Source organism: Nonomuraea sp. NPDC049637, from assembly GCF_040675235.1.
Taxonomy (GTDB): Bacteria; Actinomycetota; Actinomycetes; order Streptosporangiales; family Streptosporangiaceae; genus Nonomuraea.
This window is the reverse complement of sequence record NZ_JBFAOM010000049.1, coordinates 20775-43612: the sequence shown is the minus strand read 5'-3', so window position 1 is coordinate 43612 and position 22838 is coordinate 20775. Positions and strand designations below refer to the sequence as shown.

The following is a 22838-nucleotide window of genomic DNA, read 5'->3' as shown; positions in this document are numbered from 1 at the left end:
TCCAACGAAAGCGGGTATAAACACAGGAGAAACCAAACAGAAACGGCGGTGAACCAACATCATGTACGCCGAGGAGCGGCAGCAGGAGATCCTCCGCAGAGCGCGGGACGCGGGCCGCGTCGACGTGGTGCGGCTGGCCGCCGAGCTCGACGTGACCACCGAGACGATCCGCCGCGACCTGACCGCGCTGGAGCGGGCGGGCGTGCTGCGCCGGGTGCACGGCGGCGCGATCCCCGTGGAACGCCTGGGGTTCGAGCCCGCGCTGGCCGCCCGCGACGAGGTGATGACCGCGGAGAAGGAGCGCATCGCCAAGGCGGCCCTGGCCGAGCTGCCCGAGGACGGCTCGGTCATCATCGACGCCGGCACCACCACCGGCCGCCTGGTCCAGGCGCTGCCCGCCGACCGCGAGCTCACCGTGATCGTCAACTCGCCGCCGCTGGCCACCGTCCTGGCCTCGCGGGCCAACCTCCAGGTGATCGTGCTGGGCGGGCGGCTGCGCGGCAAGACGCTGGCCACGGTCGACGACTGGGCGCTGCGCCCGCTGGCCCACCTCAACGTCGACGTCGCGTTCATGGGCGCCAACGGCTGCTCGCCCGACCGGGGCCTGACCACGCCCGACCCGGCCGAGGCGGCGATCAAGCGGGCCATGGTCCGGGCCGCGCAGCGCAGCGTGCTGCTGGCCGACCACACCAAGTTCGGCAACACCTACCTGGCCACGTTCGCCGAGCTGGGCGAGATCGACGTGGTGATCACCGACGCCGGGATCGACCCGGCGCTGGCCGCCGACGTCGCAGCGGCCGGGCCGGAGGTGATCCGGGCGTGATCCTCACGTTGACGCTCAACCCGAGCCTCGACCGCACGATCGAGATCGCCGCCCTGGCCAGGGGCGCGGTGATCCGGGCCGCGCGGGCCCGGCTCGACCCGGGCGGCAAGGGCGTCAACGTCTCGCGGGCGCTGCTGGCCAACGGCGTCGCCGCCCGCGCCGTGCTGCCCTTCGCCGGGGACGAGGGCGCGCAGCTCGTCCGCCTGCTGGCCGCCGAGGGCCTGGACATGGTCACCGTCCCCGTGGCGGGCACGACCCGGTCCAACGTCGCGCTCGCCGAGCCCGACGGCACCGTCACCAAGATCAACGAGCCGGGGCCCGCGTTGTCGGCGGCCGAGCTGGACACGATCGCCGAGACCGTGCTGGCCGCGGCGCGGGAGGCCGACTGGGTGGTGGCCTCGGGCAGCCTGCCGCCCGGGGCGCCCGCCGACGTCTACGCCCGGCTGTGCCGCCGATTCGCCGCCGCGGGCCTGCGCGTCGCCGTGGACACCAGCGGCCCCGCGCTCGCCCGGGCGCTGGAGGCCGGTCCGGCGCTGGTCAAGCCGAACCTCGACGAGCTGGCCGCGGTGACCGGCCGGCCGTTGTGCCGGGTCGGCGACGTGGTCGAGGCGGCGGCCGGGCTGCGCGCCGCGGGCGCCCGCACGGTGCTGGCCAGCCTCGGGGCCGACGGCGCCGTCCTCGTCCAGGACGACGGCGTCTGGTACGGCGAGGCCGCGGTCACCGGGCCGCGCAGCTCCGTCGGGGCCGGCGACGCCATGCTGGCCGGGTTCCTGGCCGCGGGCGGGCACGGCGTCCCCGCCCTGGCCGAGGCGCTGGCCTGGGGCGCGGCGGCGGTCCGGCTGCCCGGCAGCAGGATGCCCGGCCCCGCCGACATCGACCGCGCCGGGGTGCGCACGGGAGCCCCCGACCCGGCCCGCCCGCTCACCGTCCCGCACGCGCCGCCCGTCCCGGAGCCGGTCGCCCCCGCACCGCACGGCTGATCCACTGCTCATCCCCCCGAAGGAGCACGTCCATGGCCGACAGTTACACCCCTCCGGTCTACGGCACCGGAGTCAAGGCCACCATCCAGCGTCTAGGCGGCCATCTGGCCGGGATGATCATGCCGAACATCGGCGCGTTCATCGCCTGGGGCCTGATCACCGCGTTGTTCATCCCCACCGGCTGGCTGCCGGACAAGGAGCTGGCCGCGCTGGTCGACCCGGTCATCAAGTCCCTGCTGCCGATCCTCATCGCCTACACCGGCGGCCGCATGGTCCACGGGCAGCGCGGCGCGGTCGTCGGCGCGGTGGCGGCGATGGGCGTGGTCGTGGGCTCGGACATCCCGATGTTCCTCGGCGCGATGATCGTCGGCCCGCTCGCCGCAGTGATCCTGAAATATGTGGACAAGTTCACTGAGCAGCGGACCCGGGCCGGGTTCGAGATGCTGGTGGACAACTTCACCGCCGGCATCGTGGGCGCCGCGATGGCCGTGGCCGGGGTGCTGGGCATCGGGCCGGTCGTCCGGGTCGTCACCGATGCGGCGGGCCAGGCGGTCGAATGGCTGATCACCAACAACCTGCTGCCGGTGGCCTCGGTGCTGATCGAGCCGGCCAAGGTGCTGTTCCTGAACAACGCGGTCAACCACGGCGTGCTCGGGCCGCTGGGGGTGGCCGAGGCGGTGCGGCAGGGCAGGTCGATCCTGTTCATGCTGGAGTCGAACCCCGGCCCCGGGCTCGGGCTGCTGGTGGCGTACCTGCTGTTCGGGCCGCGTCCGCTGCGGCCGAGCACGCCCGCCGCGATGATCATCCACTTCTTCGGCGGCATCCACGAGATCTACTTCCCGTACGTGCTGATGAAGCCGCGGCTCATCCTGGCCGTCATCGCGGGCGGGGCGGCCGGCGTGTTCACCTTCATGATCACCGGCGCGGGCCTGGTCGCCACGCCGTCCCCCGGCAGCATCTTCGCCTACCTCGCGGTGACGCCGCGCGGCGGCTGGCTCGGCTCGATCGCCGGGATCGCGGTGGCCGCGGCCGTGTCGTTCGCCGTCGCCGCCGTGCTGCTGGGCTTCGGCCGAGGCGAGAAGGAGCCGGAGCCGGACGCCCCCGGCCCGCAGGACGCCGTCGCGGACCCGCCGGCGCCCGAACCCGCGAGCCCCGAGCCCGCGACTTCCGAGCCCGCGAGCCCCGAACCCGCCGGCACCCGACCCGTCAGGACCGAACCCGTCAGCAAGGAGGCGTGAGCCGTGGCCGGCATCGACAGCAAGGACATCCACAAGATCGTCGTGGCCTGCGACGCGGGCATGGGCAGCAGCGTCATGCTCGCCTCCCAGCTCCGCAAGCAGCTCAAGGAGAGCGGCGTCACCGTCGAGCACACGCCGGTGAGCTCCATCCCCGCCGACGCCGACGTCGTCGTGTGCCACTCCGGGCTGGCCGCCCGGGCCAGGGCCGCCGCGCCGGGCAAGGCGCTGGTGTCCTTCCAGGTCTTCCTCGGCGACCCGGCGGTGACCGCGCTGGTGAACACCATCAGGAACGGCGGCGCCGTCGATGCGTGAGGACCTGCTCGACGCGCGGGCGATCCTGCTGCACGAGAGCGCGGCCTCGCGCGAGGAGGCCGTCCGCCGGTGCGGGCGGGTGCTGGTGGAGGTGGGGGCGGTCGCGGAGCCGTACGTCGAGGCGATGCTCGAACGCGAGCGCACGATCTCCACCTACGTCGGCGAGGGGGTGGCCGTCCCGCACGGCACGGCCGCCTCCAAGCGGGACGTCACGCGCGACGCGATCTGCGTCGTGCGCTTCCCCGGCGGGATCGACTGGGACGGCGAGCGCGTCACGCTGTGCGTGGGCATCGCCGCCGCCGGCGACGGGCACGTGCCGCTGCTGGCGGCGCTGGCCGAGATCCTGCTCGACCCCGAACGGGCCAGGACGTTGCGCGAGGCGACGGAGCCGGGCCAGGTGCTGAAGGAGCTGACGTGAAGGTAGCCAGGTTCCACGCCCCGGGCGACCTCAGGATCGAGGACGCGCCGGAGCCGCAGGCCGGGCCGGGCGAGCTGAAGATCCGGGTGCGCAACTGCTCGACCTGCGGCACCGACGCCAAGATCTTCCGGTACGGCCACCACCACATCAGGCCGCCGCGCGTGATGGGCCACGAGATCGCCGGCGAGGTCGTGGGCACCGGGGCGCGGGTGCAGGTGATCGCCGCCATCCCGTGCGGGACGTGCCCGGAGTGCCGCCGGGGCCGCCTGACCGTCTGCCCGCGTCAGGAGTCGATGGGCTACCACTACGACGGCGGCTTCGCCGAGTACGTGGTCGTCCCGGCCAAGGTGCTGGCGGTGAACGGGGTCAACACCGTTCCGGACGGCGTCGGGTTCGCCGAGGCGTCGGTGGCCGAGCCGCTGGCCTGCGTGCTCAACGGCCAGTCGCTGGCCGGGGTGGGGCCGGGCGACGACGTCGTGGTGATGGGCGCGGGACCGATCGGCTGCCTGCACGTACGGCTGGCGCGGGCGCGCGGCGCGTCCCGGGTCTTCCTCGTGGACGTCAACGCCGACCGGCTGGCCATGGCGGCCGCGCTGGTGCGTCCGGACGCGGTGATCGACTCCGACGCCGTCGGGCAGGTGCTCAAGCTGACCGGCGGCCGCGGCGCCGACGTCGTGATCATCGCGGCGGCCTCCGGCGCGGCCCAGGAGCAGGCGGTCCGGATGGCCGCCCGGCAGGGCCGCGTGAGCTTCTTCGGCGGGCTGCCGAAGGACGACCCGGTCATCGCCCTCGACGCCAACCTGGTCCACTACCGGGAGTTGACCATCGTGGGCGCGAACGGCTCCAGCCCCGCGCACAACGCCGAGGCCCTGCGCCTGGTGGCCGAGGGCGCCGTCGTGGTGTCCGACCTGATCACCCACCGGCTGCCGCTGCCCCGGGTGCTCGACGGGATCGACCTCGTCAGCACGGGCAAGGCCATCAAGGTGACGATAGAACCCTGAAGGAGGTTGGCGATGGCGAGTCGAACGGTGGCCGTGGCCTCTGCCGGCGGCCTGCACGCGCGTCCGGCGAAGGTGTTCGTGCGGGAGGCGGCCCGGCTCGGGGTGCCGGTGCGGGTGCGGCTGGGCGAGAAGTCGGTGCCGGCCGGCAGCATGCTGGGTGTGTTGTCGCTGGGCGCGGTGCGGGGCACGGTGGTGACGCTGGAGGCCGAGGGCGCGGGGGCCGAGGAGGCGCTCGACGCGCTGGCCGCCCTGCTCACCCGCGACCTCGACGCCGTCCCCGCGCCCGGCGCGGCTGAAACTGCGGCCGGTGAGGCGCTCGATGCCTGAGGCGGCGCTGAAGGGCGTGGGGGTCAGCCAGGGCCGCACCGCCGGGCCCGTGGTGCGGATGGCGGCGCCGCCCGTGCTGCCCGCGCCCCGCCGGGTCACCGACCCCGGCGCCGAGGCGGCCGCCGTCGCGAAGGCCCTCGACGCCCTCGCCGCCGACCTGGAACGCCGCGCCGCCCACGCCGGCGCCGAAGGGGCCGAGATCCTGGAGGCGCTGGCCATGATGGCCGCCGACCCGCAGCTGCGCGAGCAGGCCGAGGCGCACGTGCGCGACGACGGCCTGGACGCCCCCCACGCCCTGGACGCCGCCTTCTCCGCGCACCGGGAGGCCCTGGCCGCGCTCGGCGGCTACCTCGCCGAGCGGGCCGCCGACCTCGACGACCTCAGGTCCCGCGCGGTGGCCGCCGCCCTGGGCCTGTCCATGCCGGGCGTGCCCGACCCCGGCCATCCGTTCGTGCTGGTGGCCGCGGACCTGGCGCCCGCCGACACCGCCGGTCTGGGCCCGCGGGTGCTGGCGCTGGTGACCGAGCGCGGCGGGCCCACCAGCCACACCGCGATCCTGGCCCGCGGCCGCGGCCTGCCCGCCGTGGTGGCCTGCGCCGGGGTCATGGACGTCCCCGACGGGACGGTGATCGGCGTGGACGGCGTCACCGGCGAGGTCACGGTCGGCCTCACCGGCGCTGAGGCGGAGGGCGTACGGGAGTCCGACCGGCGCGACCGGGAGCGGCTGGCCGCCGGCGCCGGGCCCGGCAGGACCGCCGACGGCCACCCGGTGAGGCTGCTGCACAACATCGGCTCGGCCGCGGACCTGCGGCCGGGCGCGGAGGGCGTGGGCCTGTTCCGCACCGAGTTCCTGTTCCTCGGCCGCAGGCTGCCGCCCTCCCACGAGGAGCAGGTCGCCGCCTACGCGGAGGTGTTCGCCGGGGGCGGGCCGGTGACCGTGCGCACGCTCGACGCCGGCACCGACAAGCCGCTGCCCTTCCTCGGCCTGCCGGCCGAGCCCAACCCGGCGCTGGGCGTGCGCGGCCTGCGCGTCGACCGCGTGCTGCCCGGCGTCCTGGACGCCCAGCTCGACGCCATCGCCGAGGCCGCCCGCGCCACGGGCGCCGACGTGCGGGTGATGGCCCCGATGGTGACCACCGCGCGCGAGGCGGCCGACTTCGCCCGCCGCGTGCGCGCCCGCGGCATCGCCCGCGCGGGCGTGATGGTCGAGGTGCCAGCCGCCGCACTCCAGGCCGACGAGCTGCTGGCCGAGGTGGACTTCCTCAGCGTCGGCACCAACGACCTGGCCCAGTACACCTTCGCCGCCGACCGGCAGCATCCCGGCCTGTCCGACCTGCTCGACCCGGCCCAGCCCGCCCTGCTGCGGCTGGTCGGCATGTGCGCCGAGGCCGGGCTGCGGGCGGGCAAGCCGGTCGGGGTGTGCGGCGAGGCCGCCGGCGACCCGGCGGTCGCGCCGCTGCTGGTGGGGCTCGGGGTGTCCAGCCTGTCGATGGCTCCGGTGTGCGTGCCCGTCGTCCGGGAGGCGCTGGCGGCCCTCACCCTGGAGGAGTGCCGCGAGCGCGCCCGGCTGCCGCGGCGCTGACCGGTCAGCCGACCGGCTCGGGGTTGTGGGCCCTGAGCCGGAGCCGGTCGTCCTCGACGTCCACGGTGACCTTGCCGCCCTCGGCCACCTCGCCGGTCAGCAGCATCGTGGACAGGCGGTTGTCCAGTTCCCGCTGCACGGTGCGGCGCAGCGGGCGGGCGCCGAACTCGGGCTGGTAGCCGCGCCGGGCCAGCCAGTCCTTGGCCTCGTCGCTGACCTCCAGGGTGACGTCCTGGCCGCGCAGCCGCTGCCGGGTGCGGTCCAGCAGCAGGTCCACGATCTGGCGCAGCTGCTCGCGTTCCAGCCGCTTGAAGACGATCACCTCGTCGATGCGGTTGAGCAGTTCGGGGCGCAGGGAGTGGCGCAGCAGGTCCATGAGCTCGTCCTGCAGGCGCGGGGTGTCGCCCTCGGCGTCCAGGATGAGCTGGGCGCCGATGTTGCTGGTCATGATGACGATGGTGTTGGTGAAGTCGACCGTGCGGCCCTGGCCGTCGGTCAGGCGGCCGTCGTCGAGCATCTGGAGCAGGATGTTCATGACGTCGGGGTGGGCCTTCTCGATCTCGTCGAGCAGGACGACGCCGTGCGGGCGGCGGCGGACGGCCTCGGTGAGCTGGCCGGCCTCCTCGTAGCCGACGTACCCGGGAGGCGCGCCGATCAGGCGGGAGACGGTGTGCCGCTCCTGGAACTCGCTCATGTCGATGCGCACCATGTGGTCCTCGCCGCCGAACAGCGCGGCGGCCAGCGCCCTGGCCAGCTCGGTCTTGCCGACGCCGGTCGGGCCGAGGAACAGGAAGCTGCCGATGGGCCGGTTGGGGTCCGACAGGCCCGCTCGGGCGCGGCGGACGGCCTCGGCGATGGCGGTGACGGCCTCGTCCTGGCCGATGACCCGCTCGTGCAGGTGCTCCTCCAGCCGCATCAGCCGCTCGCGCTCCTGCTCGGTGAGCTGGGTGACGGGAATGCCGGTACGCCGGGAGACGACCTCGGCGATGTCCTCCACCATGACCTGCGGGACGCTGTCGTGCCCCTGCCGGGCGCGGTCCAGCTCGGGACGGAGCTTGTCGATCTGGACGGTGAGCTCCTTGGCCCGGTCGAAGTCGTCGGAGGTGACCGCCTGGTCCTTGTCGCGGCGCAGCGCGTCGAGGCGTTCCTCCAGCTCGCGCACGTCGCTGGCGGGGGTGCGCGAGCGCAGCCGGACCCGGGCCGAGGACTGGTCCATCAGGTCGATGGCCTTGTCGGGCAGGAACCGGTCGGGGATGTAGCGGGCCGAGAGGTTGGCGGCGGCGTCCAGGGCCTCGTCGGTGATGCGGACCTGGTGGTGGGCCTCGTACGCGTCGCGCAGCCCGGCCAGGATCTCGACCGTCTGCTCGACGGTGGGCTCGCTGACCAGGATGGGCTGGAAACGGCGTTCGAGCGCGGCGTCCTTCTCGATGTTCTTGCGGTACTCGTCGATGGTGGTGGCGGCGATGACGTGCAGCTCGCCGCGGGCCAGGGCGGGCTTGAGGATGTTGGCCGCGTCCATGCCGCCCTCGGCCGAGCCGGCGCCGACCAGGGTGTGCACCTCGTCGATGAAGACGATGGTCTCGTCGGCGTGCGCGCGCACCTCGTCGATGACCTTCTTGATGCGCTCCTCGAACTCGCCCCGGTACTTCGACCCGGCGACCATGCCGGTCAGGTCGAGCGCGACGACGCGGCGGTCCTTGAGCGTGTCGGGCACGCTGCCGTTGACGATGCGCTGGGCGATGCCCTCGACGATGGCGGTCTTGCCGACGCCGGGCTCGCCGATCAGGCACGGGTTGTTCTTGGTGCGCCGCGAGAGCACCTCGATGGCCTGCTCGATCTCGTCCTCGCGGCCGACGACCGGGTCGATCCTGCCCTGCCTGGCCTCCTCGGTCAGGTCGCGGCCGTACTCGTCGAGCGCGGGCGTGTCGGTGGGCCGCCGTCCGTCGCCGTGCTGCTGGCGGGACGCGCCGGACATGATGGCCTGCTGCAGCTCGTTGGCCGAGACGCCCTGCTCCTGGAGCAGGCGGGCGGCCCCGGAGTCGGGGTTGGCGGCCAGGGCGAGCAGCAGGTGCTCGGGGCCGATGTAGGAGGACTGGAGGGCACGGGAGATGCGCTGGGCGTCCAGGACGGCGCGCTTGGCCGCCGGGGTGAGCGTGGTGGGCTGCTCGGTTCCGGTGCCGGGTCCGGCCAGGGCGTCGATGCGGTCGCGCAGCCTGCCGAGGTCGACGCCCGCCGCCTGCATCAGCGGGCGGGTGGCGTCGGACTCGGTCAGCGCGTCGAGGACGTCCAGGACGTCCATGTCCTGCGCGCCGCGCTGCCCGGCGACCTCCAGGGCCCGGCTGAGCACCTCCCTGGCCGAGGCGCTGAGGAGCTTGCCCACGTCGACCCGCTGCACGCTGGGACGGGACGGCGGCCAGCCCTCCATCCCGCCGAACACCCGCCCGGTGAGCTCCTCGAACCCCCTGAACGGATCTCCTCCGAAGAACGACCTGAACGGCATGTCGGACATTTGATCTCCCCCTAGTGCATCAGGGGGACATCTAGCCGAAGAAGCCGCAAGTCATAGCCAGCAATCGGCAAAGGGGACGCATTACTCGGTGGCTATGAGGTCGATCACGGGGGTGTCGCCCGAGACGAGCTCCAGCGTGCGATGCGCGGTGCCCGGGTTCTCCAGCAGCGCCATGACGACGGCGGCCACGTCGTCACGCGGTACCGAGCCGGGCGGCACCTGCGGGGCCAGCCGGACCAGGCCCGTGCCGGGCTCGTCGGTCAGGCGGCCGGGGCGCAGGATCGTCCAGGCCAGGCCGTCGCGGGCGCGCAGGTCGTCCTCGGCGGCGGTCTTGGCCTCGATGTAGGCGGCCCAGACCGCGTCGCTGCCCGGCGCGGGCGGGCGGCCCGCGCCCATGGAGGAGATCTGGATGAACCGCCGCACACCCGCCCGCTCGGCGGCGTCGGCCATCAGGACGGACGCGGCCCGGTCGACGGTGTCCTTGCGGGCCGCGCCGCTGCCCGGGCCGGCGCCGGCCGCGAAGATCACGGCGTCGGCGTCGCGCAGGATCTCCGTCACCTCGTCGGCGGTGGCCTTCTCCAGGTCGCACAGCACGGCCGCGGCCCCGGTGGCCTCGACGTCGGCCACGTGCGCGGGGTTGCGCACCAGGCCGACGGCGCCGGACCTGAGCCGCTCGGCCAGCCGCAGCGCGATCTTGCCGTGCCCACCCGCGATGATGATCCGCATGCCCCCCATGGTGTCATGGACGTCATGAACGACTTCCCGCAGGCCCCCACGCCCGCGTTCCTGTTCGACCTCGACGGCACCCTGATCGACAGCGTCTACCAGCACGTCATCGCCTGGCGGCAGGCGCTGTCCGGGATGGGGATCGACCTGTCGGTGTGGCGCATCCACCGGCGCATCGGCATGAGCGGCGGCCTGTTCGTCAGCGCGCTGCTGCGCGAGACCGGCCTGAAGCTGACCCAGGAGCAGATCGACGAGTTGCAGGTCACCCACGCCGAGGCGTACGAGCAGCAGGTGGCGTCGGTCCGGCCGCTGCCCGGGGCGGCCGAGCTGCTCGGCGAGCTGACCGCGCGCGGCGTGCCGTGGGCCATCGCCACCAGCGGCTACGCCCGTACGGCCCGGCTCGCGCTGGGCATGCTCGGCCTGCCGGAGGACACCCCGATGGTCACCCGCGACCAGGTGCGGCGGGCCAAGCCGGACCCGGATCTGTTCCTGGCCGGTGCGGCGCTCGTCCAGGTGGACCCGCTGCATGCGATGGTGGTGGGCGACAGCGTCTGGGATCTGCTGGCCGCCCGCCGGGCGGGCGCGCTCGGCATCGGGCTGCTGTCCGGTGGATATGGCAGGGACGAGCTCGAACGTGCCGGCGCCTTCCGCGTGTACGCCGATCCGGCGGACATGCTCGACAGGCTGGACGAGCTCGGCGTGCGCTCCCTGTCCTGAGCGAGGGGGGAATATCTCGCCGAACCTCCCAGCTTGATCGTGCGTATCCCCCACAGAGGAGCATTGAGATGGACTTGGCAGACATCGGCGTCACCGGCCTGGCCACCATGGGGCGCAACCTGGCCAGGAACCTGGCCAGGCACGGGTACGCCGTCGCTGTGCACAACCGCACGACGGCCCGCACCCAGCAGCTGGTCAGGGAGTTCGGCGGGGAGGGCACGTTCGTGCCGGCCGAGGAGCTGGCCGCTTTCGTGGCGTCGCTGAAGCGGCCGCGCCGGGCGATCATCATGGTGAAGGCCGGTCCCGGCACCGACGCGGTGATCGACCAGCTGGCCGAGCTGATGGAGCCGGGCGACATGATCGTCGACGGTGGCAACGCGCATTTCCAGGACACCCGGCGGCGTGAGGCGGCGCTGCGCGAGCGCGGCATCCATTTCGTCGGCACCGGCATCTCCGGCGGCGAGGAGGGCGCGCTGCTCGGCCCGAGCATCATGCCGGGCGGCTCGAAGGAGTCGTGGGAGGCGCTGGGCCCGATCCTGCAGGACATCTCCGCCAAGGTGGACGGGGTGCCGTGCGCGGTGCACGTCGGCCCCGACGGCGCCGGGCACTTCGTGAAGATGGTCCACAACGGCATCGAGTACTCGGACATGCAGCTCATCGCCGAGTCCTACGACCTGCTGCGCCAGGCCCTGGGGGCGACGCCGGCCGAGCTGGCCGAGGTGTTCAGGGAGTGGAACCGGGGTGACCTGGACTCGTACCTGATCGAGATCACCGCCGAGGTGCTGGAGCAGGTCGACGCGGCCACGGGCAAGCCGTTCGTGGACGTCGTGGTGGACCAGGCCGAGCAGAAGGGCACCGGCCGCTGGACCGTGCAGAGCGCCCTCGACCTGGGCGTGCCGGTGACCGGCATCGCCGAGGCGGTCTTCGCCCGCGCGCTGTCGGGCCACCCCGAGCAGCGCGCCGCCGCCGCCTCGCTGGAGGGCCCCAAGCTGTCCGGCGTCGGCGGCCGCGAGCTGATCGAGGACGTGCGCCAGGCCCTGTACGCGTCCAAGATCGTCGCCTACGCGCAGGGCTTCGACCAGATCGCCGCCGCCTCCAAGGAGTACGGCTGGGACGTCGACCCGGGCGCCATGGCCACCATCTGGCGCGGCGGCTGCATCATCAGGGCCAAGTTCCTCGACCGCATCCGCGCCGCCTACGACGCCGACCGGCAGCTTCCGACGCTGCTGGCCGACCCGACCTTCGCCGCCGCGCTGAACGCCGCGCAGGAGGCGTGGCGGCGCGTGGTGACCACGGCCGTGCGGATCGGCGTCCCGACGCCGGGCTTCTCCTCCGCGCTGGCCTACTACGACGGGCTGCGCCGCGACCGCCTGCCGGCCGCGCTGGTGCAGGGGTTGCGCGACTACTTCGGCGCGCACACCTACCACCGGGTGGACCGGGAGGGCGCCTTCCACACCGACTGGTCGGGCGACCGCGCCGAGCACCCCGCCTGACCGCCCGCCGGGGCTCGGCGGACGGTCAGCGGCCGGTCAGCGCGACCGGGTTGGCCACCGCCGTGACCACGCAGAACCCGATCGGGCCGGCCGCGTCGTGCAGGGTGACCTGGCCGGTCGCGACGCCGTCGGCGCTGAGATGGCCGGTGGCCTCGACGCCGATCAGCTCGCCCTCGGGCAGCCGGGCGAGCGTCAGCGTGTAGTCGGCGTTGATGAAGCTGACGCCCGCCGAGCCGACGTTGGCCAGCGGGCTGGCGAAGTCGGCGGCCAGGGCGGCGCGGGTGAGCGGCGTCAGCGGCTCGTCGTCCACCAGCGGGTGCGTCTCCCGCAGCCAGACCCGGTCGCGCCCGCCCTGTCCCCAATCGGTCAGCCGCCACAGGTCGAACGGCGGCTTCCAGCCGTGCCCCTCGGCCGGGTCGCCGGCGGGCGGCGGCTCGTCCCAGGCGGGCGTGTGCGGCAGCCGGCCGGCGGGCTGCTCGCCCTTCCGGAGCAGCACGGCCGAGGCCCGGCCGATCACGCCCTGTTCGGTGGAGAGCACGGCGTCGGCGACCCGGATCCGCCGTCCATCCCTGACCAGGGTGGTCTCCACCGTGACCGGCAGCATGGGACTGTTGCGGAACAGGTCGACGGTCAGCCTGGCGAAGTGCAGGCCGGGCTCGCCGTGCCGCTCCTCCAGGGCGCTCGCCGCCAGGCCGCCGAGCAGACGGCCGTGGAGCATGTCGGGGGACCAGGGGCTGCGCGCGTGCGGGGCGGGCACGAACTCGCCCTCCTTGCGCGTGAAGAACGCTGACGTCGCCATCACCGAATCATATTCTGGAAGCGAGCAGCCGCCGTCCCAGCGCGTCCAGATGTTCCTTCAGCTCGGCCGGTTCGAGCACCTCGAAGTCGAGGTCGAGAAAGGCCACGGCCACGGCCATCAGGCGCAGGTCGTCGCCGCGCATGGTGAGCACGCAGGCGGTCTCGTCCACCGGCTCGACCTCGCCGCCGATGCGGCCGGCCAGCCGTCCGGCCGGGGCGTGGATCAGGAAGCGGGCCTGCACCGGCCACATCTGGTGACCGAGCCGGTGCCGCACCCAGGCGGCGACGTCGGCCTCCGGCGGCTCGCGCGGGGCGAAGCGCGGGCCGTTGGGCGTGCGCACCTCGATCCGGTCGGCCCGGTACGTGCGCCAGTCGCGGCGGTCGACGTCCCAGCCGACCAGGTACCAGCGGCTGCCCTTGCTGACCAGGCTGTGCGGCTCGGCCCTGCGCAGCGTGACGGCGCCCTCGTGATCGGTGTAGTCGAAACGCAGCTGCTCGCGGTCGCGGCAGGCGGCGGTGATGCGGGTCAGCAGCTCGGGGTCGACCGTCGGGCCCTGGCCGCCGACGCGCACGGTGTGCGTCTGCAGGGCGTTGACGCGCTGCCGCAGGCGGGCGGGCAGCACCTGTTCCAGCTTGGCCAGGGCGCGCAGCGAGGTCTCCTCGATGCCGGTCACCGTGCCGCCGGCGGCCGTGCGCAGGCCGACCGCGACCGCGACGGCCTCCTCGTCGTCGAGCAGCAGCGGCGGCAGCTCGGCGCCGGGGCCGAGCCGGTAGCCGCCGGCCACCCCCGGCGTGGAGCCCACCGGGTAGCCGAGGCTGCGCAGCCGGTCGATGTCGCGGCGCAGCGTGCGCGGGGCCACGCCGAGCCGTTGCGACAGCTCCGCGCCGGGCCACTCGCGCCGGGTCTGCAGGAGCGAGAGCAGGCGCAGGAGCCGCGCCGAGGTGTCGAGCACGGGTCCATTGTGGCCCGATCCTGGCCGCAATGCTGCCTAGCGTGGTCGGCATGAACCGATTCGTCATCGACATCCCGCAGTCCGCGCTCGACGACCTGCGGGCGCGGCTGGACCGTACGCGCTGGCCGGACGCCCTGGAAGGGGTCGGCTGGTCGTACGGCGTGCCGCCCGAGGCCGTGCGCGAGCTGGCCGCGTACTGGCTGGACGGCTACGACTGGCGGGCGCACGAGGCGCGGCTCAACGAGCTGCCGCAGCACACCACCGAGATCGACGGCCAGCGCGTGCACTTCGCCCACGTGCGCTCGCCGCGTCCGGGCGCGCTGCCGCTGCTGCTGACGCACGGCTGGCCGAGCACGTTCGCCGACTTCTCCCGGGTGGCCGAGGCGCTCGGCCGCGATTTCCACCTCGTCATCCCGTCCGTGCCCGGGTTCGCCTTCTCCGGCCCCACCACCGAGACCGGCTGGGGCGTGCGCCGGGTCGCCGCCGCCTGGATCGAGCTCATGGACCGCCTCGGCTACGACCGGTACGGCCTGCAGGGCGGCGACTTCGGCTCGCTCGTCTCGCCCGCCCTGGCCCGGATGGCCCCCGACCGGGTGACGGGCGTGCACCTGAACGCGCTCACGGCGTTCGTCTCCGACGACCTGTCCGGCCTGACCGAGGCCGAGACCGAACGCGCGCGGCGGATCGAGCGCTGGCACCGCGAGTTCTCCGGGTACGCCGCCGTCCAGGGAACCAGGCCGCAGACCCTCGCCTACGCCCTGGCCGACTCGCCCGCCGGCCAGCTCGCCTGGCACCTGGACGCCTTCGCGAGCTGGGGCCAGGACCCCGGCGGGGTCGCCCCCGACGACATCCTGACCAACGTCACCATCACCTGGCTGACCGGCACCGCCGGCTCCTCCGCGCGCCTGTACCGCGAGAGCGGCGGCGACTGGGGGCCGCCCGCCGAGCCCGGCAGGACGCCGACGGCCGTGGCCGTCTTCCCCGGCGACAGCACGGTCCGCCGCTACGCCGAGCGCTCCCACAACGTGGTGCGCTGGTCGGAGCCGCCGCGCGGCGGCCACTACGCCGCCCTGCAGGCCCCCGCCCTGCTGGCCGAGGACGTCAGGTCGTTCTTCACCGAGCTCTAGCCGCGCTCTGGCCGTGCTCTGGCCGTGCTCTGGCCGCGCTGTGGTGACCTTGCTCTAGCCGGGCATCACGCAGAACGGGTGGCCCTCGGGGTCGAGCAGCACCGTCCAGTCGTCGCCGCCCGGCTGGTGGCCGGGCAGGGTGGCGCCCAGGGCGACCAGCGCCCGCCTGGCCTCCTCGACATCGGGGACGGTCAGGTCGAGGTGCACGTGCTTGCCGTCGTTGGGCCAGCCCGGGCCCCGGTAGCCGTCGATCCGCTGGAAGGCCAGCGGCACGGGGCCGCCGGTGACGGTGGCGTAGCCGGGGTCGGAGTCGCCGACCTGCCAGCCGGTCGCCTTGGCGTAGAAGGCCGCCAGGGCGACGGGGTCGGCGCAGTCGAAAACTATGGAGGACATCACTGTTGTCATGCCCCCACCCTGCCGCTGACCCCGTCGGAGGTCTTGAACATCCTTGCACCCCACCGCCGCCCCGGCCCTACCCCTGAACCCACCCCTCGCCGCACCCCCGTCCTACGCCCGCCGCCCCATGCCTCCGCTTCGGGCCTCACCGCGCCGGCCCCGTGGCTCCGCCGCGATCCCCCTCCGACGTTGTAACCCCGGAGGCCGAAGGGGGCACGGGCGGCTCGGGCCGTGGCCGGCGGGGAGATTGTCGGTGGTGGGGCGTAGCGTTCGGCGGGTGCGATCCTCCAAGCTGCTGGCCCGTGGGAAGGGCTTCACCCTCGACCTGGTGACCTGCGTCGACGACCACCGCGGCTGGTCGCGGCCCGAGGTGGGCCGGGCCCACCGCATGGTGCTGGTCCACCGTGGCGCGTTCCGCCGCATGGCCGACGGCCGCCAGGCCGCCGTCGACCCGACGATGGCCTACCTCGGCGCGCCCGGCGAGGAGGAACGCTTCGCACACCCGGCGGGCGGCGACGTCTGCACCTCCCTGTCCCTGTCCCCCTCCCTCTGGCGCACGCTCGCCGGCGACACCACCCGCCTCGCCCGCTCGACGGTCTACGTCGACGCCCGCTTCGAGCTCGCGCACCGCCGCCTGCTGGCCGCCGCCCGCGCGGGAGACCCCGACTTCGCCCTGGTCGAATCCCTGCTGTCGCTGACCGGCGCCACCCTCACCCAGCTGGCCGGGCCCACCACCCCGGCCGTCGCAGAAGGGGCGGCCGGAGCGCGCCGGCCCGCGCCCTCCCCCGTCCGCTCCACCGCGGCCATCGCCGACGCCGCCCGCGAGGCGATCTCGGCCGACCATCCGGCGGCCGCCGGGCTGTTGCCGCTGGCGGAGTTCCTGGCCGTCTCCCCCTACCGGCTCAGCAGGGCCTTCACCCGCGAGCTGGGCGTCTCGCTGACCCACTACCGCAACCGGGTGCGGGTGAGCCGGGCGCTCGACCGGCTGGAGAACGGCGAGACCGGCCTGGCCGCGCTCGCCGCCGACCTCGGCTTCGCCGACCAGGCCCACCTGACCCGTACGATCCGCCGCCACGTCGGCCACACCCCGACGGTCCTACGCCGCCTGCTGGCCTCCTCCGCTCCCCACGGACGGGTGGATTTCGGGTCGCCTGCCACCGTAAGCTCCCCCAATGCGTGATGCAGGTGAGGACCCCCGGCCCGCCCGGGGCGTCGTACGCGAGGTCCACTCACTCAACGGTCCCGTCGCCCTGGCCTACTCCCCCGACCTCGACGGCCTGGCCGATCCCGGGGAGATCGTGTGGGCGTGGGTGCCGTACGAGGAGGATCCGTCGCGGGGCAAGGACCGGCCGCTGCTGGTCGTGGGCCGTACCGGCCGCAGGCTTCTCGGCATGATGTTGTCGAGCAAGGGCGACGACGGCTCCGACTGGCTGGAGATCGGCGCGTGGGGCCGCGACGGGCGGGTGTCGTACCTGCGGCTCGACCGGGTCTTCGTCCTGGACGAGGACGACATCCGCCGCGAGGGCGCGGTTCTCGACGGCGACCGGTTCGCGCGGGTGGCCTCCGTCCTCATGCAGACGCACGGGTGGGGCGTGGGCTGACCCACGTACGGCCGCGCCCGTGTCGTCCCACGCCCGCACCGATCCTCCCCGCACCGCCCCCGCTCGCGCCCGCAGTGGCGGCGGTCCCGTCACGAGAGCAGGCGGTCCTGTAGCAGCGGGCGGTCCCGTCACGAGAGCGGGCGGTCCTTTAGCGGTGGGTGGGCCGTTACGGCGGGTGGTCCCGTTACGGCGGGTGGGCCCGTAGCTCCCGGGATGGGCGTGAGGGAGTATCCGGATGGTAAGCGCACGATCCGGTCATCGTCCGAGATCGCCCGCGCCTGCGATCATGGGTGCATGCGTGTTGTGGTGATCGGCAGCGGGATCGTCGGGGCGAGTGCGGCCTACTACCTGAGCGGCCGCGGCGTGGCCGTGACCGTGGTGGACCGCGGCTCCCAGGGCCAGGCGACCCAGGCGGGCGCGGGCATCGTGTGCCCCTGGGTGGACCATCCGGAGGACGACTCCTGGTACCGGCTGACCAGCGAGGGCGCCCGCCACTACCCGAGGCTGGTCGAGGCGCTGGGCGAGGACATCGGCTACGCCAAGGTCGGCGCCCTGCTGGTGGCGGAGGACCCGGTCGACCTCGAACCGGTGCGGGCCCTGCTGCGCCGCCGCTACGCCGACGCGCCCGAGATGGGCGAGGTCACCGACGTGCTGACGCCGTCCGACCTGTTCCCGCCGCTGTCCGACGACCTCAGCGCGCTCCTCGTGCCGGGCGCCGCCCGGGTGGACGGCAGCGCCGTGCGCGACGCGCTGCTGCGCGCCGCCGTCGCCCGGGGCACCGAGGTGCTGCAAGGCAGCGCCGTCCTCACCCCCGACGGGCAGGTGCGCCTGCACGCCGCCGACGAGGACATCCCGGCGGGGAGCGGGCCGCGGTGGGCCCAGCCGGGGCCTGGAGCCGGCGCGGTGAGCGGCCGGACGACCTCGTGGCGCCAGGCCGCTCCCCTCACGCCGGACTACCCGCCGTCCGCCACCGGCGACCTGACCGAGAGCCCCCTTGAGGCGTCCGCCGAGGGACCGGTCGGCGCAGCGGGCGACGCCCCCTTCGGCGGCCCTCCGGACGGCTCCCCCGAGGGACCGGCCCCGGTCCCCGCGCCCGTCCCGCCCGTGGAGCCGGACGTGCCCGTCCCACCGGCCGAACCCGTCGCCCCTTCCGTGGCCGAACGCGTGCCCGCCGGCGAAGGCGTGCCGCTGGAGGCGGACGTCGTGATCGTGGCGGCCGGGGCGTGGACGGGCGAGGTGTGCCGTCCACTCGGGGTGGAACTGCCGGTGTTCCCCCGGCGCGGACAGATCCTGCACGCCACCCTCGACGGCGTGGACACCGCGTTCTGGCCCATCGTGCTGCCCAGGAGCGGGCCGTACCTGCTGGGGTTCCCCGGATCGCGGGTCGTGATCGGCGCGACCGTGGAGGACGTCGGGTTCGCGCCCCGGGTCACGATGGGCGGTCTCGAAGAGGTGATCGCGGCGGGGTTGCGGGTGGCGCCCGGCCTGTTCGGGGCGACGGTGTCGGAGACCAGGGTCGGCCTGCGGCCGGTCAACGCCCCCGGCCCAGCGCTCATCGGGCGGCTCACGCCGCGGGTGGTGGTGGCGACGGGGCTGAGCGCGTACGGGCTGACGGCGGGTCCGTTCACCGGCGAACTCGTCGCCAAGCTCGCCCTCGACGAACAACCCCCCATCGACCTCACCCCCTACGCACCCCGCACCGCCTGACCCACCGGCCTGGCCGGCGCGGGCCCCGCACCGACCAGGCCGACCCGTGGAGCCGGGTGAGGCCCAACCGGGCGTGAAGGCATCCATCGGCCGCCGCTCCAGAGCGTTCCAGCAGGACGACACCGCCCCCAAACGGCAGGCCGGCCCAGGAACGACAGCCGCCGGCGGAGCCATGCCGCATCCAGACTGCAGACCGAACCACGAGAAGAGCGGCCCAGCGAAACCACTCCCCACCCAAAGTGCAGGCACGCCTCACGACGAAAGCCAGCCGTACCGCGTTCGGACAGCAGGCTGAACCAGCTCAAAGGGCGGCCAACGGCGGCCCTGCCGCGTCCGGCTGCTGGGCATTGGCGGTAAGTCGGCATTAGCGAGACCCCGGCATGATCCAGGTTGTGCTGCGCGGATATGGTGGATTTCTCCCCACCGTGATCTCGTGGGGAGGCCGCGTTGCCGCTGTTCGCGCTGCTGATCGTCCTGCTGCTGGCCGCCGGATGCGCCACCGCCCCGGAACCGGCGGAAGGCCCCCAGAGCCCCACTGAACGGGCCGCTCCCGCCGTCACCCCTCCGCCGCGCCCCTCGGTCCCCGCGCCGATCCCCCTTCCCGCCGCGCACGTCAAGGTCCCCTACGCCGCCTCCGGCTCGTACGCCGTGGTGCCCGGCGGCGCGCCCGCCCGGCCGGGAGAGGGCGAGGTGGTGCGGTACCTGGTGGAGGTCGAACGCGGCCTGCCGATCGACGGGACCGTGTTCGCGGCCGCCGTGCACCGGACCCTCAACGACCCGCGCGGCTGGGCCCGCTTCCAGCGCGTCGACCACGGCCCGGTACGGGTACGGGTGGCGCTGTCCAGCCCCGGGCTGACCGTCCGCCAGTGCCTGCCGTTGCGCACCGGCGGCACGTTGTCGTGCTGGAACGGGACGCGCTCGGTCATCAACGCGCTCCGCTGGGCCGACGGCGTCCCGCAGTACGAGGGCGACCTGGCCGCCTACCGCGACTACCTCATCAGCCACGAGGTCGGCCACAGCCTGGGACACGGCCACCGCGCCTGCCCCGGGCCGGGCCTGCCGGCTCCGGTGATGGTCCAGCAGTCGAAGTCGCTGGGCCGCTGCCGTCCGAACCCGTGGCCCCACCCGGAACGCCGCCCGGACGAGCGCCGCGACGCCCTGACCCGCAACCCCTGACAGAAGGCGGGACCCGCGAGCCCGAGAGCCGCGAACCTCCTACTCCGAAGGACTCGCGGAAGCGGGCGGAGAACTCACGGAGGCAGGCGCCGCAGACGGAGAACTCGCGGAGGCGAGCGCTACAGAGGAGAACTCCCAGCGGTGGGCGCCACAGACGGAGAACTCCCAGCGGCAGGCGCCACAGAGGGAGAACTCGCAGCGGCGGGCACCCCAGAGGGAGGGCTCGGCGCGGCAAGCGGAGTGGAGGGCAGGCCGGAGCCTGGGCCCACGCCGCGCAACAAGGTGTCCACCAGCCGGCCCGCCAGCGCCTCCGGCTCGCCGTCGCGGCTCTGCGCCGCCTCGTGGATCAGCGCGTAGTACACCCGCCGGGCCCACTCCGGCTCCACGTCCTCCCGCAGCACCCCGGCCGCCCGCGCCTGCTGGAACAACCGCTCACACCTCGCCTCGACCTCGGAGTGCACCCGGGCCACTTCGGCCCCCGCCGACGGCCCGCGGCTCATCGCGAACCCCCAGTCGATCTTCACTCGCAGCACGTTCGCCGTCACCTGGTAGAGCGCGACCAGCGGCGGCGCCTGCTCGGGACGGGCGGCGTCCACGGCGGCGGCGAACTGCCGGGTGGCCCACTCGGTCATGGCCTCCACCAGCGACTCCCGGGAGGCGAAGCGCCGGTGGACGGTCGTGCGCGCCACGCCGGCCGCCTCGGCGATCTGCTCCATGCTGGCCGCCGGGTTCCTGCTGAGCACCCGTTCGGCGGCCTCCAGGATCGCCTGGACGGTCCGCTCCGCGTCGGACCGCAGGGCCCGTGTAGTCCCACTCACACCTCAGAGGGTACAGCACAGTTCCTCTTCGAATCGAAGTTGCATCATCAGTGTTGCAAGTTCTAGAGTCGTCGCATCACCACTGATGCAAGAAGGGCGACTCACATGGACATGCGACTCACCGGCAAGACCGCCGTCGTCACCGGGGCGAGCAGGGGGCTGGGGCTGGCGATCGTCGAGGCGCTGACGGCTGAAGGCATGCGCGTCGTGGCCGCGGCCCGCACGATCTCCCCCGAGCTCGAGCGCACCGGCGCGATCGCCGTGACCGCTGACTTGTCCACCGCGGCGGGCCCGGCCGAGCTGGTCGAACGCGCGCTGGCCGAGCTCGGCGAGATCGACCTCCTGGTCAACAACGTGGGCGGCGGCGACGGCGGCGAAGGGCAGGTCAACGGCTTCCTCGGCTTCGACGACGACGCCTGGCGCCAGTCGTACGACCTGAACTTCCTCAGCGCCGTGCGAGCCACCAGAGCCGCGATGCCCAGCCTGTTGCGGCGGGGCGGCACCGTGATCAACGTCTCGTCCAACGGCGCCCGCGTGCCGCACATGGGGCCGGTCGTGTACACCACCGCCAAGGCCGCGCTGACGGCGTTCGGCAAGGCCCTGGCCGAGGAGTTCGGCCCGCGTGGCGTGCGGGTCGCCACGGTCTCCCCCGGCGCCGCGCGCACCTCGCTGTGGGAGGCCCCCGACGGGTACGGCGCCGCCCTGGCGGCCTCGCTCGGCATGGAGCACGAGCAGTTGCTCGCGGGGCTGCCGTCGGCCACCGGAATGACGACCGGTAGGTTCGTCGAACCGGAAGAAGTCGCCTCCTTGGTGACGTACCTGGCCTCGCCGCACGCCGGGAGCGTCAACGGCGCCGACTACGTCATCGACGGCGGAGCGATCAAGACGGTATGAACTATCGCGATATATCGTAGAACGGGAACACCGGGGAATCCCGCCCGGTTGGGCGGGATGGACATCATCTCCAGGGGAGTGTGGGCAATGGCAGGAATGCGGACCGCACGGCGGATCCTCGCGGGCGGCGCGCTCGCCGCCGCGGCCGGGTGGGCGTTGCGCGGGATACCGGCCGAGCTGGGCGTGCGGCCTTTGACGTCGGGGCCGGACCGGGTGAGCAGGATGCGGCGCTCGCCGCAGTTCAGGGGCGACACGTTCGTCAACACCATGTCCGAGCCGACCGCCTTGATGACCACGCCGCCGGTGGGCCTGCTGGCCGAGATGGCCAGGAACAAGGAGCAGCGGCATCCCGCCGGGCCCATCCCGCTGCGCCTGCCGCCGTCCGGCCCGCCGCCGGCCGACGGCCTGCGCGCGGTCTGGTACGGCCACGCCTCCACCCTGGTGGAGATCGAGGGCAAGCGGGTGCTGTTCGACCCGGTGTGGAGCAACCGGGTCTCGCCGTCCCAGCTCGTCGGCCCCAAGCGGCACCACCCGCTGCCGGTGGACATCGGCGACCTGCCGCAGGTGGACGCGATCGCGATCTCGCACGACCACTACGACCACCTCGACATGGCCACCGTGCGCTCGCTCACGCGCACCCAGAAGGCGCCGTTCCTGGTCCCGCTGGGCATCGGGGCGCACCTGGAACGGTGGGGCGTGCCGCTGTACCGGATCATCGAGCTCGACTGGGACGAAGAGGCCGAGGTGGCGGGCCTGCGCTTCGTCGCCACCGCCGCCCGGCACTTCTCGGGGCGGGCCTTCACCAGGAACGACACCCTGTGGGGCTCGTGGGTGGTGGCCGGGGCGAACAAGCGGGTGTTCTACGCCGGCGACTCAGGATACTTCCAGGGCTACCGGGGCATCGGGGCCGCGCACGGGCCGTTCGACCTGACCCTGATGCCGATCGGCGCTTACAGCCCGGCCTGGCCCGACATCCACATGAACCCGGAGGAGGCCGTCAACGCCCACCTCGACCTCGGCGGCAAGCTGCTGCTGCCGGTCCACTGGGCGACGTTCACGCTGGCGCTGCACCCGTGGGCCGAGCCGGTGGACCGGCTGTGGCGGGAGGCGAAGGCGCGCGACGTCGAGATCGTGGTGCCCCGCCCGGGCGAGGGCGTCGACGTAACCGCCGTCCCGTCCGTGGACGGCTGGTGGGAGACCCTGGGATAACCGTCCCATCCGTGGACAGCCGGTGGGAGACCC

Annotated in this window: 23 protein-coding genes; 17 read left to right on the top strand and 6 right to left on the bottom strand. The window is 74.0% G+C overall.

The annotated features are described in order from the left end of the window. Positions 1-61 precede the first annotated feature (61 nt). From AB0J71_RS41590 to ptsP, 8 genes are read left to right on the top strand one after another with little or no spacing between them, the layout of a single operon-like run. A complete protein-coding gene (locus AB0J71_RS41590) occupies positions 62-823 on the top strand; it encodes a DeoR/GlpR family DNA-binding transcription regulator (RefSeq protein WP_352329377.1) in 762 nt (253 codons plus the stop codon). Beyond that, complete coding sequence (pfkB, locus tag AB0J71_RS41585) at positions 820-1803, top strand: 1-phosphofructokinase (RefSeq protein ID WP_352329379.1); 984 nt, start codon at positions 820-822, stop codon at positions 1801-1803. Before AB0J71_RS41590 ends, pfkB begins: the two co-directional genes overlap by 4 nt. 32 nt (positions 1804-1835) lie before the next feature. Continuing rightward, positions 1836-3041, top strand: coding sequence for a PTS mannitol transporter subunit IICB (locus tag AB0J71_RS41580; protein WP_364419625.1), 1206 nt, complete (start codon positions 1836-1838; stop codon positions 3039-3041). 3 nt (positions 3042-3044) lie between these two features. Next, positions 3045-3353 (top strand): PTS lactose transporter subunit IIB, encoded by a 309-nt coding sequence (locus AB0J71_RS41575; RefSeq protein ID WP_352329383.1) that lies wholly within the window; start codon positions 3045-3047, stop codon positions 3351-3353. Then, positions 3346-3771 carry a PTS sugar transporter subunit IIA gene (locus AB0J71_RS41570; RefSeq protein ID WP_352329385.1) on the top strand — a complete coding sequence of 142 codons (426 nt, stop codon included), beginning with the start codon at positions 3346-3348 and terminating at the stop codon, positions 3769-3771. Before AB0J71_RS41575 ends, AB0J71_RS41570 begins: the two co-directional genes overlap by 8 nt. Next, positions 3768-4772, top strand: coding sequence for a zinc-dependent dehydrogenase (locus AB0J71_RS41565; RefSeq protein WP_364419623.1), 1005 nt, complete (start codon positions 3768-3770; stop codon positions 4770-4772). Before AB0J71_RS41570 ends, AB0J71_RS41565 begins: the two co-directional genes overlap by 4 nt. Positions 4773-4784: 12 nt before the next feature. Next, positions 4785-5099, top strand: coding sequence for an HPr family phosphocarrier protein (locus AB0J71_RS41560; protein WP_352329388.1), 315 nt, complete (start codon positions 4785-4787; stop codon positions 5097-5099). Next, entirely contained in the window at positions 5080-6681 is a 1602-nt protein-coding gene (gene ptsP, locus AB0J71_RS41555) for a phosphoenolpyruvate--protein phosphotransferase (protein ID WP_364419621.1), read from the top strand. Before AB0J71_RS41560 ends, ptsP begins: the two co-directional genes overlap by 20 nt. A gap of 4 nt (positions 6682-6685) precedes the next feature. Here the strand turns inward: ptsP and AB0J71_RS41550 are convergent, their stop codons facing one another. Further along, complete coding sequence (locus tag AB0J71_RS41550; protein ID WP_364419619.1) at positions 6686-9190, bottom strand: ATP-dependent Clp protease ATP-binding subunit; 2505 nt, start codon at positions 9188-9190, stop codon at positions 6686-6688. An 81-nt stretch (positions 9191-9271) separates the two neighbouring features. Further along, on the bottom strand, positions 9272-9916 hold the full coding sequence (locus AB0J71_RS41545) for an SDR family oxidoreductase (protein WP_352329252.1): 645 nt from the start codon (positions 9914-9916) through the stop codon (positions 9272-9274). 24 nt (positions 9917-9940) lie between these two features. Between AB0J71_RS41545 and AB0J71_RS41540 the strand changes: the two genes are divergently transcribed. Both AB0J71_RS41540 and gndA read left to right on the top strand, forming a co-directional pair. Then, positions 9941-10633, top strand: coding sequence for an HAD family hydrolase (locus AB0J71_RS41540; protein ID WP_364419644.1), 693 nt, complete (start codon positions 9941-9943; stop codon positions 10631-10633). Between the two features lie 68 nt (positions 10634-10701). Then, complete coding sequence (gene gndA / locus AB0J71_RS41535) at positions 10702-12126, top strand: NADP-dependent phosphogluconate dehydrogenase (protein ID WP_352329250.1); 1425 nt, start codon at positions 10702-10704, stop codon at positions 12124-12126. A 25-nt stretch (positions 12127-12151) separates the two neighbouring features. Here the strand turns inward: gndA and AB0J71_RS41530 are convergent, their stop codons facing one another. Both AB0J71_RS41530 and AB0J71_RS41525 read right to left on the bottom strand, forming a co-directional pair. After that, the gene (locus AB0J71_RS41530; RefSeq protein ID WP_352329248.1) at positions 12152-12925 is read right to left on the bottom strand and encodes a thioesterase family protein; all 774 of its coding nucleotides are present in this window, start codon (positions 12923-12925) and stop codon (positions 12152-12154) included. Between the two features lie 7 nt (positions 12926-12932). Beyond that, positions 12933-13877, bottom strand: a complete 945-nt coding sequence (locus AB0J71_RS41525; RefSeq protein ID WP_364419617.1) for a YafY family protein — start codon at positions 13875-13877, stop codon at positions 12933-12935. Positions 13878-13927: 50 nt separating this feature from the next. Here AB0J71_RS41525 and AB0J71_RS41520 point away from each other — a divergent pair, with 50 nt between their 5' ends. Further along, positions 13928-15004 (top strand): epoxide hydrolase family protein, encoded by a 1077-nt coding sequence (locus AB0J71_RS41520; RefSeq protein ID WP_364419615.1) that lies wholly within the window; start codon positions 13928-13930, stop codon positions 15002-15004. Positions 15005-15058: 54 nt separating this feature from the next. Here the strand turns inward: AB0J71_RS41520 and AB0J71_RS41515 are convergent, their stop codons facing one another. Next, positions 15059-15397 (bottom strand): VOC family protein, encoded by a 339-nt coding sequence (locus AB0J71_RS41515; protein ID WP_364419613.1) that lies wholly within the window; start codon positions 15395-15397, stop codon positions 15059-15061. 280 nt (positions 15398-15677) lie between these two features. Between AB0J71_RS41515 and AB0J71_RS41510 the strand changes: the two genes are divergently transcribed. From AB0J71_RS41510 to AB0J71_RS41495, 4 genes are all read left to right on the top strand, one after another. Further along, complete coding sequence (locus tag AB0J71_RS41510; protein WP_352325358.1) at positions 15678-16580, top strand: helix-turn-helix transcriptional regulator; 903 nt, start codon at positions 15678-15680, stop codon at positions 16578-16580. Continuing rightward, positions 16573-17001, top strand: a complete 429-nt coding sequence (locus AB0J71_RS41505; protein ID WP_352325357.1) for a type II toxin-antitoxin system PemK/MazF family toxin — start codon at positions 16573-16575, stop codon at positions 16999-17001. The genes AB0J71_RS41510 and AB0J71_RS41505 overlap by 8 nt, the downstream gene beginning before the upstream one ends. A 294-nt stretch (positions 17002-17295) precedes the next feature. Continuing rightward, positions 17296-18708 carry an FAD-dependent oxidoreductase gene (locus tag AB0J71_RS41500; protein ID WP_364419611.1) on the top strand — a complete coding sequence of 471 codons (1413 nt, stop codon included), beginning with the start codon at positions 17296-17298 and terminating at the stop codon, positions 18706-18708. Positions 18709-19155: 447 nt separating this feature from the next. Then, positions 19156-19884 carry a DUF3152 domain-containing protein gene (locus AB0J71_RS41495; RefSeq protein WP_352325355.1) on the top strand — a complete coding sequence of 243 codons (729 nt, stop codon included), beginning with the start codon at positions 19156-19158 and terminating at the stop codon, positions 19882-19884. 119 nt (positions 19885-20003) lie between these two features. On the opposite strand, the gene AB0J71_RS41490 is transcribed toward AB0J71_RS41495, so the two are convergent. Then, the gene (locus AB0J71_RS41490) at positions 20004-20702 is read right to left on the bottom strand and encodes a TetR/AcrR family transcriptional regulator (protein WP_364419609.1); all 699 of its coding nucleotides are present in this window, start codon (positions 20700-20702) and stop codon (positions 20004-20006) included. A 105-nt stretch (positions 20703-20807) separates the two neighbouring features. On the opposite strand from AB0J71_RS41490, the gene AB0J71_RS41485 reads away from it, so the two are divergent. Further along, a complete protein-coding gene (locus AB0J71_RS41485; protein ID WP_364419607.1) occupies positions 20808-21596 on the top strand; it encodes an SDR family NAD(P)-dependent oxidoreductase in 789 nt (262 codons plus the stop codon). Positions 21597-21692: 96 nt separating this feature from the next. Then, the gene (locus tag AB0J71_RS41480) at positions 21693-22805 is read left to right on the top strand and encodes an MBL fold metallo-hydrolase (protein WP_364419605.1); all 1113 of its coding nucleotides are present in this window, start codon (positions 21693-21695) and stop codon (positions 22803-22805) included. The last annotated feature ends 33 nt before the right edge of the window (positions 22806-22838 follow it).